The sequence below is a fragment of the Lebetimonas sp. JH292 genome (assembly GCF_000523275.1).
Lineage (GTDB): Bacteria > Campylobacterota > Campylobacteria > Campylobacterales > Nautiliaceae > Lebetimonas.
This window is the reverse complement of sequence record NZ_ATHQ01000001.1, coordinates 1214649-1231226: the sequence shown is the minus strand read 5'-3', so window position 1 is coordinate 1231226 and position 16578 is coordinate 1214649. Positions and strand designations below refer to the sequence as shown.

The 16578-nt window shown below is 32.3% G+C and carries 22 protein-coding genes; 9 read left to right on the top strand and 13 right to left on the bottom strand.

Features of this window, described 5'->3' with window-relative positions:
* Nucleotides 1-11: 11 nt before the first annotated feature.
* From queA to gatC, 3 genes are read right to left on the bottom strand one after another with little or no spacing between them, the layout of a single operon-like run.
* Nucleotides 12-1031 carry a tRNA preQ1(34) S-adenosylmethionine ribosyltransferase-isomerase QueA gene (queA, locus tag DZ64_RS0107710; RefSeq protein ID WP_024790099.1) on the bottom strand — a complete coding sequence of 340 codons (1020 nt, stop codon included), beginning with the start codon at nt 1029-1031 and terminating at the stop codon, nt 12-14.
* Nucleotides 1031-2098, bottom strand: a complete 1068-nt coding sequence (locus tag DZ64_RS0107705; protein WP_024790098.1) for a type IV pilus twitching motility protein PilT — start codon at nt 2096-2098, stop codon at nt 1031-1033. Before DZ64_RS0107705 ends, queA begins: the two co-directional genes overlap by 1 nt.
* A gap of 8 nt (nt 2099-2106) precedes the next feature.
* Entirely contained in the window at nt 2107-2388 is a 282-nt protein-coding gene (gene gatC, locus DZ64_RS0107700) for an Asp-tRNA(Asn)/Glu-tRNA(Gln) amidotransferase subunit GatC (RefSeq protein WP_024790097.1), read from the bottom strand.
* A gap of 45 nt (nt 2389-2433) precedes the next feature.
* Between gatC and hemL the strand changes: the two genes are divergently transcribed.
* Both hemL and DZ64_RS0107690 read left to right on the top strand, forming a co-directional pair.
* A complete protein-coding gene (gene hemL / locus DZ64_RS0107695; protein WP_024790096.1) occupies nt 2434-3696 on the top strand; it encodes a glutamate-1-semialdehyde 2,1-aminomutase in 1263 nt (420 codons plus the stop codon).
* The gene (locus DZ64_RS0107690; protein ID WP_024790095.1) at nt 3696-4007 is read left to right on the top strand and encodes an AtpZ/AtpI family protein; all 312 of its coding nucleotides are present in this window, start codon (nt 3696-3698) and stop codon (nt 4005-4007) included. The genes hemL and DZ64_RS0107690 overlap by 1 nt, the downstream gene beginning before the upstream one ends.
* Here the strand turns inward: DZ64_RS0107690 and DZ64_RS13460 are convergent, their stop codons facing one another.
* The 4 genes from DZ64_RS13460 to DZ64_RS0107675 form a co-directional block, all read right to left on the bottom strand.
* A complete protein-coding gene (locus DZ64_RS13460) occupies nt 4008-4556 on the bottom strand; it encodes a type II secretion system F family protein (RefSeq protein WP_236618691.1) in 549 nt (182 codons plus the stop codon).
* Entirely contained in the window at nt 4535-5059 is a 525-nt protein-coding gene (locus DZ64_RS13455) for a type II secretion system F family protein (RefSeq protein WP_236618690.1), read from the bottom strand. Before DZ64_RS13455 ends, DZ64_RS13460 begins: the two co-directional genes overlap by 22 nt.
* Nucleotides 5060-5153: 94 nt before the next feature.
* On the bottom strand, nt 5154-6806 hold the full coding sequence (locus DZ64_RS0107680) for a GspE/PulE family protein (protein WP_024790094.1): 1653 nt from the start codon (nt 6804-6806) through the stop codon (nt 5154-5156).
* Nucleotides 6800-7228 carry a hypothetical protein gene (locus DZ64_RS0107675; protein WP_024790093.1) on the bottom strand — a complete coding sequence of 143 codons (429 nt, stop codon included), beginning with the start codon at nt 7226-7228 and terminating at the stop codon, nt 6800-6802. Before DZ64_RS0107675 ends, DZ64_RS0107680 begins: the two co-directional genes overlap by 7 nt.
* Nucleotides 7229-7391: 163 nt before the next feature.
* Here DZ64_RS0107675 and ilvC point away from each other — a divergent pair, with 163 nt between their 5' ends.
* Genes ilvC through ruvX form a run of 7 tightly spaced genes read left to right on the top strand, consistent with a single transcriptional unit; the run spans nt 7392 to nt 12139 of the window.
* Nucleotides 7392-8411: a ketol-acid reductoisomerase gene (ilvC, locus tag DZ64_RS0107670; protein WP_024790092.1), complete on the top strand. Its 1020-nt coding sequence runs from the start codon at nt 7392-7394 to the stop codon at nt 8409-8411.
* 24 nt (nt 8412-8435) lie between these two features.
* Nucleotides 8436-9245, top strand: coding sequence for a septum site-determining protein MinD (minD, locus tag DZ64_RS0107665; RefSeq protein WP_024790091.1), 810 nt, complete (start codon nt 8436-8438; stop codon nt 9243-9245).
* A complete protein-coding gene (gene minE, locus DZ64_RS0107660; protein WP_024790090.1) occupies nt 9242-9475 on the top strand; it encodes a cell division topological specificity factor MinE in 234 nt (77 codons plus the stop codon). Before minD ends, minE begins: the two co-directional genes overlap by 4 nt.
* The gene (locus DZ64_RS0107655; protein ID WP_024790089.1) at nt 9472-10455 is read left to right on the top strand and encodes a divergent polysaccharide deacetylase family protein; all 984 of its coding nucleotides are present in this window, start codon (nt 9472-9474) and stop codon (nt 10453-10455) included. The genes minE and DZ64_RS0107655 overlap by 4 nt, the downstream gene beginning before the upstream one ends.
* 17 nt (nt 10456-10472) lie before the next feature.
* The gene (locus DZ64_RS0107650) at nt 10473-11246 is read left to right on the top strand and encodes a DNA-processing protein DprA (protein ID WP_236618689.1); all 774 of its coding nucleotides are present in this window, start codon (nt 10473-10475) and stop codon (nt 11244-11246) included.
* 6 nt (nt 11247-11252) lie between these two features.
* Nucleotides 11253-11759, top strand: a complete 507-nt coding sequence (locus tag DZ64_RS0107645) for a DNA-deoxyinosine glycosylase (RefSeq protein ID WP_024790087.1) — start codon at nt 11253-11255, stop codon at nt 11757-11759.
* Nucleotides 11738-12139 (top strand): Holliday junction resolvase RuvX, encoded by a 402-nt coding sequence (gene ruvX, locus DZ64_RS0107640; RefSeq protein ID WP_024790086.1) that lies wholly within the window; start codon nt 11738-11740, stop codon nt 12137-12139. The genes DZ64_RS0107645 and ruvX overlap by 22 nt, the downstream gene beginning before the upstream one ends.
* Nucleotides 12140-12143: 4 nt before the next feature.
* On the opposite strand, the gene DZ64_RS13450 is transcribed toward ruvX, so the two are convergent.
* The 6 genes from DZ64_RS13450 to DZ64_RS0107605 all read right to left on the bottom strand — a co-directional run bounded on the left by DZ64_RS13450 (nt 12144) and on the right by DZ64_RS0107605 (nt 16551).
* Entirely contained in the window at nt 12144-12449 is a 306-nt protein-coding gene (locus DZ64_RS13450) for a ketopantoate reductase family protein (protein ID WP_236618741.1), read from the bottom strand.
* A gap of 196 nt (nt 12450-12645) precedes the next feature.
* Nucleotides 12646-12945, bottom strand: coding sequence for a ketopantoate reductase family protein (locus DZ64_RS13445; RefSeq protein ID WP_024790084.1), 300 nt, complete (start codon nt 12943-12945; stop codon nt 12646-12648).
* Nucleotides 12946-13070: 125 nt separating this feature from the next.
* Complete coding sequence (gene trmA / locus DZ64_RS0107620) at nt 13071-14168, bottom strand: tRNA (uridine(54)-C5)-methyltransferase TrmA (protein WP_051430012.1); 1098 nt, start codon at nt 14166-14168, stop codon at nt 13071-13073.
* A gap of 104 nt (nt 14169-14272) precedes the next feature.
* Nucleotides 14273-15001, bottom strand: coding sequence for a flagellar type III secretion system pore protein FliP (gene fliP / locus DZ64_RS0107615; RefSeq protein WP_024790082.1), 729 nt, complete (start codon nt 14999-15001; stop codon nt 14273-14275).
* A complete protein-coding gene (locus tag DZ64_RS0107610) occupies nt 14998-15774 on the bottom strand; it encodes an OmpA family protein (protein WP_024790081.1) in 777 nt (258 codons plus the stop codon). Before DZ64_RS0107610 ends, fliP begins: the two co-directional genes overlap by 4 nt.
* Before the next feature lie 9 nt (nt 15775-15783).
* On the bottom strand, nt 15784-16551 hold the full coding sequence (locus DZ64_RS0107605; RefSeq protein WP_024790080.1) for a motility protein A: 768 nt from the start codon (nt 16549-16551) through the stop codon (nt 15784-15786).
* Between the last annotated feature and the right edge of the window lie 27 nt (nt 16552-16578).

Sequence of the window (16578 nt, the reverse complement as noted above, 5' to 3'; positions counted from 1 at the left end):
ATTAACTAAATTTATATGATAAGCATTGCATCACCGTAGCTGTAAAATCTGTATTTTTTTTCTATTGCCTCTTTGTAAATTTCAAGAGTTTTAATTCTGCCTATAAAACTTGCCACAAGCATTATAAGCGTTGATTTTGGAAGATGAAAATTTGTAAGCAGATGATTGACCCTAATGGGAGGATTTTGGGGATGCAAAAACAAATCGCATTCTCCGCTTAATTTTTTTTCTCTTGCATAATATTCCACTGTTCTTGTCACGGTTGTTCCTACTGCCACTATTTCTTTATTTGAATCTAAAATTTTAGCTGTACATTCAGGAATTTCGTAAAATTCACTGTGCATTTTATGCTTTCTTATATCTTTAACCTCAACAGGTTTAAATGTTCCGGCCCCTACGTGAAGCGTTAAAAAATATTTTTCTTTTATTTTTTTTAATAATTCATCCGTAAAATGAAGTGAAGCGGTAGGCGCTGCAACAGCCCCTTCTTTTTTGGCAAAAATACTCTGGTATTCCAATTCATCAATTTGTTCATCTTCCCTTTTAATATACGGAGGCAACGGAACATGCCCTATCTTTTCTAAAATATTAATTAATTCTAAAAAATCCAATGCTTTACACTTTTCACTTTCAACTTTTAACTTAAAACTAACTATTCTGCTTCCGTCTTCTAAAAGCTCTTTTACCTCAGCCATAAGCCCATTATCAAAATAAAGTTTGCTGCCTGCTTTTACTTTTCCCCTAATATAAACCAGATAACCGTTTTTATAAGGCCTGTTTAAAAGTAATTCTATTTTTCCACCGCTCTCTTTTTTTCCAAAGATTCTTGCTTTTATTACTTTAGTATTATTAAAAATAAAAGTACTCTCGCCCGTGAAATCTAAAATATTTTTAAAAACTGTATGAATTATTTTATCTTTTTTTCTGTCGTAGACCAAAAGTTTAGCTAAATCCCTGGGACTCGCAGGGTATTTGGCAATTAAACCTTCAGGTAATTTATAATCATAAGAAGAGACTAAAAAATTTTCCATTAAACACCTATTAATTTTCTGAGCTCTTCCGGTTTTGTGCTATAAGCCATGGCTGTATCTTTATCAATTATATGTCTCATTGCAAGTTCTGCCAACACCTGATTCATTGTTTGCATTCCTGTTACACCCTGATTAAGCTGCATTTGTGAATATATCTGGGCAATTTTATTTTCTCTGATTAAGTTTGCGATTGCTGGATTATTAATCATTATTTCATGAGCCGCAATTCTTCCTCCCCCTATTTTTGGTAAAAGAGCCTGAGAAATAACCGATAAAATAGCCATTGAAAGCTGGGTTCTTATCTGGTCCTGTTCTTCTGCGGGGAATACATTCACAATTCTGTTTATAGTCTGACTTGCCGAATTTGTATGAAGTGTTGCAAAAACCAAATGCCCTGTTTCTGCCGCTGTAATTGCGGCGCCTATTGTCTCTTTGTCTCTCATCTCACCGATTAATATAACATCCGGGTCTTCCCTCAGAGATGCCCTTAAAGCCCTGAGAAACGATTTTGTATCTCTGTTTACTTCTCTTTGGGAAATTAAGCATTTATTATGCTGATGAACAAATTCTATCGGATCTTCAATGGTAATAATATGCTTTCTGAAATTATCATTTATTTCTTTTATCATAGCGGCAAGAGTGGTTGATTTACCGCTTCCCGTAGGCCCTGTTACCAATACAAGACCTTTTTCATGCTTTACTAATTTTTTAAATACTTCGGGAGAATGTAATTCATCCAGACTAAAAGGTCTCTCAGGAATAATCCTGAATGCAGCTGCCAAAGATTCTCTTTCATAATAATAATTGGCCCTGAATCTTGCAATTTTTGGTATTTCAAAAGAAAAATCAAGTTCAAGTTCATCTTCTAATTTCGCTTTTTGTTTTTCTGATAAAACAGAATAACAAAGCGAAGAAACATCTTCTTTTGTAAGTTTTGGAAGATTCAAAGGTGTTAATTTTCCGTCAATCCTTAACATCGGCTCTGCATCAACATTTAAATGCAAATCACTTGCATTATAATCTTTAATACTTTTTAAAAGCTGTTCTAATGTAAAATTAAGTGCCATGATTTTCCCTATTCGATTATTTTAGGAACTATAAAATAATCATCTTTTGATTTTGGTGCATGCGAAAGAACATCTTTGATAACATCACTTTGTTTAACTTCGTCTTCCCTTAAAGGTGTAGGATTGTTTAATGTTGAAAAAGTAGCTTCTATTTTACTTGTGTCTATTTCATGTAGCATTTCAACAAATTCTACTATTTCTGCCAAATTTTCAGCCATTTTTTCTTTATCGGCTATCTCAAGCATAGAAAGATTTTCCAATTTTTCAACAAGTTTTGCATCGATTTTCATTGTATTCCCTTTTTAGTATAATTGTAACAAAAAAAAGGTAAAAAAATGAATCTATTTCAAGAAGCACAAAAATATATCGTGGGAGGAGTTAATTCACCTGTTAGGGCATTTAAAAGTGTCGGAGGGGAACCTCCTTTTATTGAAAAAGGGAAAGGGGCATATATATATGACACAAAAGGCAGAAAATATCTGGATTTTATACAAAGCTGGGGTCCGCTTATTTTCGGACACTGTGACAAGGAAATAGAAAATGCAATTATAAAAGCCGTAAAAAAAGGAACAAGTTTCGGAGCCCCTACAAAAGTTGAAATAGATTTGGCAAAAGAAGTATTGGAACTATTTCCGCATTTGGATTTAATAAGATTCGTAAGCTCAGGCACAGAAGCTACAATGAGCGCCATAAGACTGGCAAGGGGTGTCAGCGGAAAAGACGATATTATAAAATTTGAAGGGTGTTACCACGGACACAGCGATTCACTGTTGGTCAGTGCCGGCAGCGGCGCCGCTACATTCGGGACACCAAGTTCTCCAGGTGTTCCGACTGATTTTACAAAACATACACTTCTTGCGAAATATAATGATATTGAAAGTGTTAAAAAATGTTTTCAAAACGGTAATGTGGGATGTGTAATAATAGAACCGATTGCCGGAAATATGAGTTTGGTACCAGGTGACGCTGACTTTTTAGGTGAACTCAGAGAGATTTGCAATCATTACAGAGCAATTTTAATTTTTGACGAAGTAATGAGCGGATTTAGAGCATCTCTTAGAGGAAGTTTTGATATATACGGAATTGAAGCAGATATTGTAACTTTTGGTAAAGTAATAGGTGGAGGAATGCCAGTTGGGGCATTTGCAGGTAAAAAAGAAATAATGGAAAAACTAAGTCCGGTTGGCCCAATATATCAGGCAGGAACACTCTCAGGCAATCCAGTGGCTATGAGTGCAGGACTTGCTCAACTTAAAAAATTGAAATCTAATCCCGAAATTTATAAAGATTTAGAAAAAAAAGCGCAAAAATTAATGCAGGGATTTGCCGAAATTTCAAAAGAAAACAGAATTGAATTTACTTATAATGTAATGGGCAGTATGTTCGGATTCTTCTTTAATTCTAAAAATCCAAAAAATTTTGATGAGGTAAATGAAAGTGATACAAAAAGATACGCATTATTTCATAATAAAATGTTAAAAAACGGTTTTTATTTTGCACCAAGCGCATATGAAACAGGCTTTATCTGTGCTCCTATGAATGACGAAGATATACAAAACACAATAAAAACTTACAAACAAATTGCAAAAGAAATTTAATGCAAAAAAAAGGAAATCTGGGAAAAACCGTAAGAGGTGCCGAAAAGCTTTCTTTGGGCATTTCTATAGTTGTTGCGGTATTAATGGGAGTTGGGATAGGATTATGGCTTAAAAACACTTTCCATCAAATATGGCTATTGTGGTTTGGTGTTTTTTGGGGAATTGCAGCCGCAATTTTAAATATAAAAAAAGAATATGACAAATTAAAAAGAGAATGGGATAAAATAAAAAACGACCCGAGATATAAAAATTACAAAATAAATAAAAAAAAAGATGAAGAGGATGATTATTTGGAAAAATTTGAAAAATAATTACATTCCCTTTTTTGCCGCACTCGCCAAATCCCACATAGGCAAAAATATTCCAAGTGCCAGGAAAAGCACCATTGCACCTATTACGGCCAACATTATTGGCTCAATTAATGCCTGCATATTATCAACAATATCCTGGAATTTATCTGCATAATATTTTGCGGCACTTTCAAGCATATTATCAAGTTCTCCTGATTGTTCACCGGCACTTATCATCCTAAGAGCTACATAATTTACAAAATTGGTTTCACTTACCATTTCGGCAAAACTTCTTCCCTGATTAACACCTTTAATAATTTCTCTTAGTTTTTCTTTTATAATTTCATTTTCGACGATGCCTTCGGTAATTTTCAAAGCATCAACCAAAGGAATACCGCTTTTGATTAAAGACGACAAAGTATTAAGAACCCTTGTTAAAGTTGCATATTCAATAACATCTTTTATTAAATATGTTTTTAATAAAATTTTATCAACTTTATATTTATATTTAATTGATGTTTTATACAAAAATGAAATCAAAACCAGAATTAAGATAAATCCAAACAGCACATAAAAACCGTAATTTGATAAAACATGCTCCGCCCAAAGCAATATTCTGGTAGGCAAAGGGAAAATGTAAAAGCTGCTGCTATTGCAATAAGGGTAATAACAGGATAACGAAGGGCTTTTATCATTTTTCTTCTATTTTCATACATATTTTCATAAATTCCGGCCAAAGATTCAAGGGCAGCCACCAAATCTCCAGTCTGTTCACCGAGTCTTATCATAGCGACGGAAATTCCACCTACATAATTTTCATATTCTTCAAATACTTCTGAAAGCCCTTTACCGCTGTCTATGGCTTCTGCCGCTTTTGCAAAAATTTCAGAAATCAATGAATCTTTTGTATGGGAGGATATATCTTCAAGGGCATCTTTAAGGGAAATCCCTGCTTTTATCAATACAGAAAGTTGTCTTATTGAACCTATGTAAGCCGGATAATTTAATTTTCTTCTTAAAATTTTATTGAAAACAATATCTTTGAAGATTTTTATTTTTTCATCAAAAGGCATAGGAACTTCATAATTATAGCTTCCGCTTTGTTTAACGCTTTAAATATTAAATCTTCCTTTTCTCCTTTATACATATATCTCGCTTTAAAATATTTCATAATTTTGCCACCTTATAAATATCTTCTAATGTAGTAATTCCTTTTAGAGCTTTTACCAGTCCGTCATAAAACATGTTCTGGTAACCTTTGCTTCTTAAATAATTCATTATATCTATTTTTTCTTGTTCTTTACTTATTAAACTCTCCATCTTTTCATCATCTAAAAATACTTCGCTTATCAGTGTTCTGCCTCCATATCCTGTAAAATTGCAATGCTCACACCCCCTACCTTTATAAAAAACGGCATCTTTAGGAATTAAATTTTTAATTGGGTCTAAATAAATATCTTCCGGTTTATGTTTTGTTTTACAGTAAGGGCATATTGTTTTTACAAGCCTTTGAGCTTCGGCTCCGATTAAAGAAGCGGCAACCATAAAAGCATCCGCACCCATATCTATCATTCTCTGAATTGAACTTACTGCATCATTTGTATGAAGTGTCGAAAGAACCAAATGGCCCGTCAAAGCGGCCTTGATTGCGATTTCAAGTGTTTCTAAATCCCTGATTTCCCCTATCATTATAATATCCGGGTCTTGTCTTAATATGCTTCTTAGGGCATTTGCGAACGTCATATCAACCTTTGGATTCACCTGAACCTGTTGTATCCCGTGTAATTTATATTCTACCGGATCTTCAACAGTGATAACTTTTCTGTTTACTTTTGCTATTTCATGCAAAGCCGCATACAAAGTTGTTGTTTTTCCACTGCCTGTAGGCCCGGTTACAAGAAAAATACCGTTAGGTTGAGAAAGGGCTTTTTTTATAATTTCAAGATTTTTTGATGTAATTCCTATTTCATCTATTTTTTTAAGAATGCTCCTTTTATCAAGAATTCTTATAACGATACTCTCTCCCCAAATTGTGGGGAGGGTTGAAACCCTGAAATCAAATTTATTTTTACCTATTTCCATGGAAAAAGAACCGTCCTGCGGCTTCCTTTTTTCACTAACATCCATATTGGCGAGAATTTTAATTCTTGAATCAAGGGCGTTAAAAATATCCATATCAAAATCCAGCACTTCATATAAATCCCCAAGAACCCTGACTCTAACAACCCCTCCGTCTTCTTCAGCCTCAATATGAATATCACTTGCTTTTTTTTCAATAGAGGAGACAATAATATATTTAATAAGTCTCATAACCGCTGATTCCCCTCCGGTTATCTCAGCTCCTTTTAATTCTTTCTTTATATCATTTATAATCTCTTTTACTTTTTCTTTACTCTCAAGCAGTTTTAAAACTTTTAAAATATCTTCTTTTAACCCCAATATAAATTCAACTTCTTTATTTGGATAAAATCTCTTTAAAATTGCCTGTGCGTTCCAGTCAAGCGGGTCTGCAACGGCAATTTTTATCTTATCATATTTTTTTTCCACAGGAACGGCCATAGCCTGTCTTAAAATATTTACAGGAATATGAATGTCTTTTAATCTTATGGAACTTAAATCTGAAATATAGTTTATTGAATATTTTTTAGAAAGATATTTCAAATATACTTCTTTTGTAATATACCCGTTTTTAAATAAAAACGTTAACACATCTTCCTTAGGGTTTTTTTCTAATAATTCCTGAATTTTACTATATTGCTCTTGTGTTATTTCACTGTTTTTTAGCAAATTATCCAAAAAAATTTTATCTGTTTCTACCAAAAAATTTCCTTTTTTATAAGTTTATTGTTTAAATATTCTTTAATTACAATATTATAATTTTTATTTGGAAATACGATGTATTTTTTATTTCTATCAAAAATTATAATCTTACTTTTTTCTTTTTTTACTTTTTTTGTCTGTATATAATTAAACACAATTCCCAATAAATTGTCATTTATAAAAGGAAGTTTTATATTATTTAAATTTATATCGTCAAAAATATATTCGAGTATTAATCTTTTCATTAAAAAAAGAGTTGTTATATAAGTGGCATTTTTTCTTCCCATTGAGGTTGTTTTTAACACTTTTGCCAAATCAAGAGCAGGTGTTAGATATCTTTTTTTAAGACATGCATAAGCTACAAGAGAGAGTAAATCCTCCCTTTTATTCACATATTTATTGATATAATTCCATCTGTTCATACAAATTTGTGAATAGTATCCTTTTTTAAAATCAAAGGTGTTTCTGCATAAAACAAAGAAGTAAAAAAATCAGTATAACATTATTTTTCTCAAAAAGGCCCCTTCAAATAAATTACTAAATTATAACAAAATATTTGATATAATTCCAAAAAAAGGAGATAAAATGGCATTAAATATTTATTATGACAAAGACTGTGATTTGAGCATTATTCAAAACAAAAAAGTTGCGATGATAGGTTTTGGAAGTCAAGGTCATGCCCATGCACTTAATCTTAGAGATTCAGGGGTTAATGTAACAGTGGGTCTTAGAAAAGGTGGCAAATCATGGGAAAAAGCCAAAAATTACGGATTTGAAGTAAAAGAAGTGGGCGAAGCCGTAAAAGGTGCAGATGTAGTAATGATATTATTACCTGATGAAATTCAAAGAAGTGTTTATTATAAAGAAATAGAACCTAATTTAAAAGAAGGCGCTGCAATAGCATTTGGACACGGATTTAATATTCATTTCGGAAGAATAATTCCAAGAGCTGATTTAAAAGTAATTATGATAGCCCCTAAAGCCCCGGGGCATACTGTAAGAAGCGAATTTGTAAAAGGCGGAGGAATTCCGGATTTAATTGCTGTATATCAAGGCGGTGAGGAGGCAAAACAGTTAGCCCTCAGTTATGCAAGTGCAATCGGCGGAGGAAGAACTGCAATAATTGAAACAACATTCAAAGATGAAACAGAAACTGACTTGTTTGGCGAACAGGCAGTTTTATGCGGCGGTGTAACATCACTCGTTCAAGCCGGGTTTGACACATTGGTCGAAGCGGGTTACGCACCGGAAATGGCATATTTTGAATGCTTTCATGAATTAAAGCTCATAGTTGATTTGATGTTTGAAGGCGGTCTTGAAAATATGAGATATTCTATTTCAAACACTGCGGAATACGGGGATTATGTAAGCGGGCCAAAAGTAGTTAACGAAGAAAGCAGAAAAGCTATGAAACAGATTTTAAAAGAAATTCAAAACGGTAAATTCGCCAAAGATTTTATACTTGAAGGAATGGCCGGCTATCCAAGAATGACTGCTGAGAGAAATAATATGAAAGATTCTTTACTTGAGAAAACAGGACAAAAATTAAGAGCTATGATGCCTTGGATTACCCAAAACAAAATTGTAGATCCAAATAAAAATTAATCCCTTTTCGGGATAGGAGAAAAAATGGGAAAAGTTATTACTATTACCAGCGGCAAAGGCGGAGTCGGTAAATCAACCACAACCGCCAATATTGCCACGGCTTTGGCTAAAAACGGCAAAAAAGTTATTGCAATAGATTTTGATATAGGGCTTAGAAACCTTGATATGATATTGGGCCTTGAAAACAGAATTGTTTATGATGTCGTTGATGTAATGGAAAAAAGATGCAATTTAGCCCAGGCTATAATAAAAGACAAACGTACAAATAATTTGCATTTTCTGCCTGCAAGTCAGACAAAAGACAAAACGGTACTCGATAAAGATAAAGTTGAAAATTTAATCAACGAATTGAAAAAAGATTTTGATTATATATTAATCGATTCACCTGCAGGAATAGAAAGCGGATTCGAACATTCTATTTATCTTGCCGATATGACCTTAGTGGTCACAACCCCAGAAATTTCTTCTGTCAGGGACGCCGACAGGGTTATAGGCATAATAGATGCCAAAAGCAAAAAAGCTCAACTTGGAGAAGAAGTTGAAAAAAGAATTATAATAAACAGAATCAAACCCGAACTTGTCGAAAAAGGCGAAATGCTTTCAACCGAAGATGTTTTGCATATATTGGCACTTGAACTTATTGGAATAATTCCGGATGATGAGGAAATTGTACGTTCAACCAACATTGGTGAACCGATTGCACTTAATGAAAATTCATTGGTCGGGGAGACTTACAGAAGAATTGCAAAAAGAATAGAAAATGAAGAAATTGAATTTTTGGATTTAACCAAAAAAAAAGGTATTTTCTCTAAGCTTAAAGGATTATTCAAATGAGTTTTTTTGAGCTGTTTAAAAAGAAAAAATCAAAAGATATCGCAAAAGACAGACTTATGATGATGCTTGCATATGAAAGAGCAAATACAAAAATCAACAATTTGGATGAAATGAAACATGATTTAATCAACGTTGTAAAAAAATATGTGGATATTAAAGACATCGGTATTAAAACAAATTCAAACCAAAACATTGAAACATTAGAAATTGAGATAATTCTTAAAAAATGAAAAAAAAACGAAAAAATTCAAAAAAAAACAGTTTAAGATATATTGTTTATATACTTTTACTGGCAATTTTTTCTTTAAGTTTTTTTATTGCGGGTGTTTATATAGGAGAAAACACAAATAAAAAATCCCTGCAAAAAACACAAAATGTAATATCCATGCTTGAAAAAAAAATTAAAAATCTTTCAAATCAGCTGAATCAAAATAATAAAAAATCATATAATCTTCCTTCTGAAATAGAAGATTATGAAACAGCTCATAAACATTATAAAAAAACAAAACCCACTGTAGCGGTTACGGTTAAATTAAAGACCAAAAAACCGAAACTTGTAATTATTTTGGACGATGTTTCATTCGGATATCAGGTAAAAGCTATTAAACATCTGCCTTTTGAAGCGACACCTTCGTTTTTTCCACCCACAAAAATTCATCCCCACACCCCTGTTTATGCAAAAGAATTCAAAGATTACATGGTTCATGTACCTATGCAAGCACTTGCGTTTGCACATCCTGAACCGGACACAATAGATACAGACTGGTCTTATTCCCAAATAAAACAAAGAATTGATAAAATAAAAAAATGGTTTCCGAAAGCGGAGTTTATAAACAACCATACAGGAAGCAAATTTACTGCCGATAAAGTTGAAATGGAAAAACTTTTTAGAGTTTTAAAAGAAGACAATTTAGGATTTGTAGATTCAAGAACAACACCGTATTCAAAGGCAAGAGATGCAGAAAAAATTTATCATATTCCCTTTTTTGAAAGAAATATATTTTTAGATAACAAACCGGATATAAATTATATCCAAAACCAGCTTAAAAAAGCGGTTAAAATAGCCCGAAAAAGAGGATATGCCATTGCCATAGGGCATCCGCACAAAACAACCATTGAGGCTTTAAATGAATCACAGAATATTTTAAAAAATGTTGATGTAATAACAATAAATCAACTTTATGAATTAAAAACAAAAAATGAAAAGTGAGCGGTGAAAAATGGAGAATGGATAATGGAATGAGTGAAAATGAACAAATCGAATTAAACTCATATAGCTGTTTAAAAAGCAGCCAAGATGAAAAATTAAAATTTGATGAATTTGAATTGTTTTACAAAGGTAACATTGAACTGTTACAAAAAGAAAAAATTGCCATTGTAGGCAGCAGAAAAGCGAGCAAATACACAAAAGAAATCACATATCTTTTGGCAAAAAAACTTTCAAAAAAATTTGTAATAATTTCAGGCGGCGCTTTGGGGGTGGATACTCAGGCCCACAGAGGCTCTTTCCCAAACACTGTTTTTGTTTCCCCTTCCTCACTTGATATTATTTATCCAAAACAAAATGAAAATTTAATAAAATCCGTTTACAAAAAAGCTCTTGCCATCAGTGAGTATGAAAAAAATTACAAACCTTACAAACATACATTTCTTGAAAGAAACAGAATTATTGTAAAACTTTCAAAATTTGTAATAATTACCCAGGCATCATTAAAAAGCGGCAGCATGAGAAGCTTTGAATGGGCAAAAGAATATAATAAAAAAGTTTATGTTATTCCGCAGAGAATCGGTGAAAGCGCTGGCACCAACTATATTGCAAAAACAAATCAGGCGGAGGTTATTTGGGATATAGATGAATTTTGTAAAAATTTGGGAATCAGTTCTAATGAAAAAATTTTATCCTTAAATGAAGCCCTGAAACTTTACGGCTCAAGAATTTATGAAATGGAATTAAACTCTGAAGTTGAAATAAAAAATGGAAAAGTATATTTTAATGGATAATAAATAATGGAAAATGGAAGACTAATTCATCCATTTGAACCAATAATTTTTAAAACAAGTAAAATTTTAATTCTTGGAACTTTTCCGTCAATCAAATCTTTTGAAAACAGTTTTTATTATTCCCATCCCAAAAACCAGTTCTGGGATATATTGGCAATTATTTATAATGATAAAAAACCTTACGCCATCCAGGAAAAAATTTCTTTTTTAAAAAAACATAAAATTGCTTTGTGGGACAGTATATGTGAATGCAAAAGAAAAGACAAAAACAGCAGAGATGACAATTTGGAAATCATAAAAGCTTGTGATATTGAAAATTTACTTAAAAAATATCCAAATATAAAAAAATTAGCACTTACTTCAAGAACTGCTGAAAAAATTATAAAAAAACATTTCAAAAATTCTTCATTTTCCTTTTTACATTCTCCATTGTATCTGCCAAGTCCAAGTCCTTTAAATGCAAGAATGAATTTAGAACAAAAGGTAAAAATATGGAAAAAATTGTTACAATAGATGTAGGACTTAAAAGAATAGGTATAGCTTACACCCCTGATAAATCGGTTGTCATCCCCTTAAATGCCGTTATAAGAAAAAACAGAAACCAGGCCGCAAGGGAAGTAAGTAATTTACTTAAAGAGTATAAAACCGACATTTTAGTGGTGGGAATTCCTAAAACGAATGAAGAGATGCAAAGAAGAATAAAACATTTTGTATCTTTAATTAATTTTAACGGAAAAATAGAGTTTGTAGATGAGAGTTTTACAAGCAATTTAGTAGAAGTTGAGATAAAAGGAAAAATAAAATATAAAAGGGATGGAAGAATTGACAGTTTGGCTGCTAAAAAAATACTTGAGAGTTATTTAAATAAATTAAAAACGAAAAGTGAAAAATGAAAAATTATTGTTTTAACTTTTTATAGTATTTATTGATAAAATTACTCTTTTTAGCCAAAAAACCTGTTAAATTATCCACTTCTGTAATACTGCCATTTTCAAAATCAATCTGCATGCTCATTTTAGAATTATAAGGTATATTTAGCGCCTGTTTTATCACTCTTTCTTTTTCATCACTTAAATCAATTCCCTCTTCTTTTGCTATTTTTATAACTTCATCCAAAAATTTTTCCACCTCATCTCTTTTTTCTTCCATAATCCAGCCGGTCGGTTTTTGATAAAAACTTTGTAAAGTCGCAAAAGTAGAGATAAACAGATACTTTTTCCAAATATCTTTGTCAATATTATCACTGAATTTTATTTTTAAATCATTGCAGTTTTTAAAAACTTCTTTTAATTTTTCATTATCTTCAATACATAAATAAAAAAGAGATGTTTTTTTATGAATGATTCCGTTTTCTTTATTTGAAAGTATATAAATACAGGACTTTTTAAAATTAAAGTCTTTAAATTTTTCGAAATGCCCTATTCCGTTTAAAACAGGTACTACAATTGCATTTTTTAAAAATTTTTTGGATTGTTTCTATAACTTCATTTAAATGATAACTTTTTACAGTTACAAAAACCACATCATATTTTTCTATTAAAGGGTCAAATTCAACTTCCTGAGTTTTATCAACATCTTTTATTTTTAATTTTTTAACGCTTCCCCTGCTTCCTATAACACTTACATAATTAGAACATTTTTTTAATTTATAAGCCAGATACCCCCCAACTCCTCCAGGGCCTATTATTAAAACTTTCATTTTTTTCTCCTTATCTTATCAGCAATAATAACACCAATAGTTATTCCTAAAAACAATAAAATTAAAAAAATCTCTCCTGCTAAATCGTTAAAACCAATCATTTTTATCTACTCACCACTCACTTCTCACAACTCACTTTCTAATATCACTCCGCATTCCATATGATTGGTATATGGAAACTGGTCAAAAAATGCAAATGCTTTTATTTTTCTTTTTTTAGCCAGAGTTTCTAAATCCCTTTTTAAGGTTTCCGGATTGCATGATATATAAATAATATTTTCAAAACTGTTTACAAATTTTCTTGATTTGTCGTCTAGTCCGGCCCTTGGAGGGTCTATAAAAACATTTTTCAAATCGTATTTTGCAAGAAGAGGAGATTTTTCCTCTTTTAGTGAACTAAACTCAGCAGCACTCATAGCAAGAAAAGTTATATTTTTTCTATTGTTTATTTCGGCATTAAAAGTCGCTGCTTCAATACTTTCCTTATTAATTTCAGTTGCTATTACCTTATTGAATTTTTCGCTAAGCGGAATTGTAAAGTTTCCGTTTCCACAATATAATTCAACCAAATCCCCTTTTAAATCCGCATTTTTTAAAACCCACTCAATCATTTTTTTATTTATATTTCTGTTTGGCTGTGAAAATGTATTTTCAATTATTTTATATTTATATATATTGCCGTTAATATCAAGCTTATCAATCAAATAATTTTTATCAAAAACATATTTTCTGCCTTTTTTTCTAACAATAAAATCAATTTTTTTAAATTTTTCTTTTAATTTTTTAATATCTTCTGCAATACTTTCATCCACTTTTCTATGATAAATTAAAGTAACAATAAGCGCACCTAAAGAATTACTTAAAAAATCTATTTCATAAAGCCTGTTTTTTAAATTTTCACTTTTTTCTATCTCTTTTAGCAAATTAGGCATTACGTCATAAATCGCTTTATCCACTATTTTACACTCATCAATCGGGATTACACCCCTTCCCTCCTCTTTTCTTTTTCTCATCGCATAAAAAAGCTCACTTCCTTCATGCCAGATTCTAAATTCAGCCCTCGCCCTGAAATGCTCGTCTTTATCATTTATGACTTCAATTTCAGGTATATTAAAATCTTTAAACATCTCTTTTATCTTCTCTTTTTTCATTTCAAGCTGTTTAAGATATGGGATTTCCCATAATACACAGCTTCCGCATTTACCAAAACTGCTGCAAGTCATTTATTTCCTTTCATTTTTACTCTATCCTAAATCCTAAATCCTAAATCCTATATCCTATATCCTAAATCCTAAATCCTAAATCCTATATTCTATATCCTATATCCTTATTTAAAGCTCTGCACCAGTCCCATTACAACCAAATCCCATCCGTCAACTAAAATAAATATTAAAATTTTAAACGGTAAACTAATCATCACAGGAGGCAGCATCATCATCCCTAGGCTCATTAAAATACTGCTGACAACCATATCGATTACCAAAAAAGGTAAAAAAATTAAAAACCCTATTTCAAAAGCCGTTTTAAGCTCACTTAACATAAAAGCAGGGACTAAAATTGTTAAAGGCACATCGTTAACTGTTTTCGGATTTGGAAGATGTCTTATTCTGTAAAACAGAGCCAAATCTTTTTCACGTGTATTTTTTATCATAAACATTTTAAAAGGTTTGACACTTCTTTCATAAGCCTGTTCATATCCTATCTTTTCCTGCATATACGGTTTTATTCCGTTATTATAAGACTGCTTTGCATACGGCTCCATTATAAAAAACGTTAAAATAAGCGCAAATGAAACCAAAAGTGTCGTTGGAGGCGATTGAGGGGTTCCGAGAGCCTGGCGCAAAAAACCGAGCACCACAATTATTCTTATAAAAGATGTGGTTACAAGTACAATGCTCGGAGCCAGTACCAACAGAGTCATTAAGATGACTATATTTAACGTACTTACAAGCTGTTTAGGATTATCGGGGGCGCTTAATGACAAATTAACCGTTGGAATATGCACTGCCGCCGCAAAAATCAAAACAGGGAAAAAAATTAATAATATTTTTTTCATTTAGCTTTATCTAATACTGATTTTTGAACTTTGTTTTGAAGTTCTTTTTTCTTCGCAAAAAACCATATTTCAACTCTTCTGTTTTTTGTTCTTCCTTCAGGTGTGTCGTTACTTGCAATCGGATGATATTCGCCGTATGCCGCAGCACTCAGCTGTTTTGGATTGACTCCGTCTTTTATTAAAATTTTAAGCACGCTGAGTGCCCTTGCCGCACTTAATTCCCAGTTATCCGTATAAGGAGACGTTTGAGGTGGAGGGGTGTTATCTGTATATCCTTTTATCTGAATGTCAATATTTTTAGGAAGATATTCTTTTATAATCAGTGATATTCTTTTTAAAAAAAGCAATGCATCTTCATCTGTAATTTCAGCACTTCCCGGTTTAAATGTAATATCGGCGGGAAGCCTTATAAAAAAGCCCTCCTCGCCTTCTTCCAATGTAATTGAAGGACCTCTTGAACCCGATGTAAACTGTCTGAATTCCTGAATAGCTTTTGAAAGTTTGTTAACAGTTTGGGAAGTTTCCTGTTTTTCTTCAATAGGAGTGGCTATTTGGTTTCTGTTTTTACTAACCTCGGTTTTAGCTCCTCCTTCAAGCACACTAAGTGCACCTGCAAGAGAGCCTATGGCTTCTTGAACCTTTTTGGCGTTCATAGTGGACATTGAAAGAAGCAAAACAAAAAAACATAAAAGTAAACTCATTAAATCCCCGAATGTTCCCAACCAAGCCGGTAGACCCTCGGGACATTCGCATTTACACTTTTTTTTAGCCATTCATTTTTCCTATTCGAATTGAGATTTTCTTTTAGAAGGCGGCAAAAAGCTTAAAAGTTTTGCTTCAAGTGTTCTTGGATTATCACCCGCCTGAATAGACATAATACCTTCAAGTATCATTGTCTTTGCAAGCATTTCGTCATCATTTCTCAAAGAAAGTTTGCTGGCAATAGGATTTCCGAAAATATTACCTATCATAGCACCGTAAAGTGTGGTAAGTAATGCAACCGCCATAGCCGGACCGATTGATGAAGGGTCGGACATGTTAAGCAGCATGGCAACAAGCCCCACCAATGTTCCAAGCATACCGAAGCCTCCAGCGAGACCTGCCCATGTAGAAAAAATGGAAGCCATTTTTTTATGTCTTTCTTCCATCTGCTCCATTTCTATTTCCAAAAGTTCTCTGATTGTATCGGGCTCGTTTCCGTCTACCGCCATTGAAAGGCCTTTTTTTAAGAATTCGTCTTCTTCGTTATTGGCTGCGCTCTCAAGTGAAAGAATTCCGTCTCTTCTTGCCTGAGTTGCATAATCTACAAGTTTTTTAATAAGTTCTTCATAATTAGGCTGATAATTAGGTTTTATGGCTATCATGAAAACTTTTAAAAATTTTGTCATCATATCCATTTTATAACTAATCATAAGAGACATTATTGAACCGAGAATAACAATTAACACTGATTGAGGGTCAATATAAGCCCCCACACCCACACCGAGTGCCATAGCGGCAATAAGAAGACCGAGTGCGCCGACCAAACCAATGACAGTAGCCAAATCCATCAAAATAGCCTTTTTTGCTATAATTAT